Genomic DNA, 2,117 nt, shown 5'->3' with positions numbered 1-2,117 from the left:
GAAGGCGAGCGGCGAGCGCACCGAGGTGGAGCTGGGGCGGCTCGCGCCGGGCCTGTACCTGGTGGCGGCGGCGCGGGCGGACGCGCCCGCCAAGGCGCTGGCGACGGCCGTCTTGCAGGTCACCGACCTCGCCCTGACCACCCTCGCCACGCCGGGCGGGGTGGAGGTCTGGGCGACCCGGCTGGACACGGGCGCACCCCTCCCCGGCGTGCGGTTGAGTGCGGTGGCCCTGCGCCCGCCCACCGACGAGGAACAGCGGCAGGAGGGGGCGTGGCGCTACCGTCCCTCGCGCGTGCTGGCCCCCGTCACCACCGACGCGCGGGGCTTCGCCCGCCTCGGACTGCGGGACGGCGAGCGGCTCTGGCTGCGCGGGCGGGTCACGCTGGGCGGGGTCACGCACCGGGCCGTGCTGGGCGTGGACGACTACGGTCTGGGAGCGGGCGAGCCGGAGCGGGCGCGGGCCTACCTCCAGACCGACAAGCCGGTCTACCGCCCCGGCGAAACCCTGCAGGGGCTGGCGGTCGTGCGCTCGCTGGGGGCAGGCACCCGCACCCCCTGGCGCGGGGCGCTGACGGTGCGGCTGGTGTCGGGCCAGAGCGACGTGCTCGCGCAGGCCCGCGTGACCGCGAACGCTTCCGGCCTCGCCCGCTTCTCCTTCCCGCTGCCGGAGGGCGTCCGCACGGGCGAGTACCGCCTGGAGGCCGAGTTGCCCGCCGCGCCCAGCCCGGCCAACCCCAGGCCCATCCCCGACGTGAGCTCGGTTCCGGTGCGGGTGCAGGCTTTCGTCAAACCGCAGTTCACGCTGGACGTGACGGCCCCGCGTGAGGTTGTCACCGGAAGCAGCGTGCCCGTCACCGCCCGCGCCGAGCGGTACGAGGGGGGCGGGGCGACCGTGCCCGTCGAGTTCACGCTGCTCGGCGGCTCGGACCAGCCCGAGCTGTGGCCGGGAGCCGTTCAGGGCGTGACCGGGCGGCCCGACTTCGAGTCGGTCTCGCCCGACATCTGGCGTTCCCCGGCCTTCCTGACCGTTCCGATGAACCGCGCCCCCACCGCCCGCGTGCAGACCCAGGGCGGGACGGGCACGGCGGCCCTGCGCCCCACCGCGCCGAACGCCCGGCCCCGCGACTACGTGGTCCACGCCCGCGCCCGCGACGAGTACGGACGCGACGTGCTGGCGAGCGTGCCCGTCACGGTGCATCCGGCGGGGGTGCGGCTGGAACTCGTGCGCTGGCCCACCCTGACCGGGGGGAAGGCGAGCGCCACCCTGCGGGTGCGGGCGGTGGGACCGGGCACGCCCCTTCCCGGCCGGGCGGTGACGGCCACGGTGGTGCGGGCCTGGCAGGAGCGGGTGGCGCAGGGTGGCCGCATCACCTCCCGCGAGCGGCAGGCCACCGTGCAGACGCAGACCCTCCGCAGCGGGGCGGGCGGCACGCTGACGGTCACGGCCCCGGCCTCTGCCCCCGGCAGCTACACCCTGCGGCTGCAGGCGAGGGACGCCTCCGGACGGCTGACCCGCTCCTCCGTGAGCCTGGGCTATGTGCCCGAGCCGTCCGACCGGACGCCCGGCAACCGCTTCACCCTGACGCTGGACCCCGACCGCGACACCTACGCGCCCGGCGACACCGCCCGCCTGACCCTGCGGACGAACCTGCCCGCAGGCACCCCGGTACGCCTGACCGCCGCCGCCGAGGGCCGCCTGAGCACCCGCACCGTGCGCGTGACGGGCCGCACCCAGACGCTGACCTGGAAGGTCACGCCGGACCTCTCGCCGGGCTTCACCGTGCAGGCGACGGCGGTGGCGGGGGCCGAGAGCGTGCGGGTGGGAACAGGGCTGCTGTACGTGCCGCGCCCCGACCGGCAGCTCGCGGTGACGGTCAGGCCCGCCCGCGAGCAGGCCCGCCCCGGCGAGGAGGTCACCCTGAGCGTGGACACCCGCGCGGGGGGCAAGGGCACGGCCGGCCTCGTCACGCTGGCAGTGGTCAACGAGGCCGTCTACGACGTGGCCCCCGATCCCAGCCCCGACCCCTGGCGCTTTCTGTGGGGGGCCACCTATCCCCGGCTGGAGGTGCGCTCCAGCGCCGGGGCGCCCGCCGACGGGGGCGGGGGCGGTGGGGGCG

The 2,117-nt window shown here is 77.1% G+C and carries 1 protein-coding gene; it reads left to right on the top strand.

The features are described 5' to 3' along the window. On the top strand, window positions 1–2,117 hold a 2,117-nt coding region (locus tag QOL99_RS16660), incomplete at both ends, for an MG2 domain-containing protein (protein WP_285525491.1).

The sequence above is a fragment of the Deinococcus rhizophilus genome (assembly GCF_030271215.1).
Classification (GTDB): Bacteria; Deinococcota; Deinococci; order Deinococcales; family Deinococcaceae; genus Deinococcus; species Deinococcus rhizophilus.
This window is presented reverse-complemented; position numbering and strand designations above follow the sequence as displayed.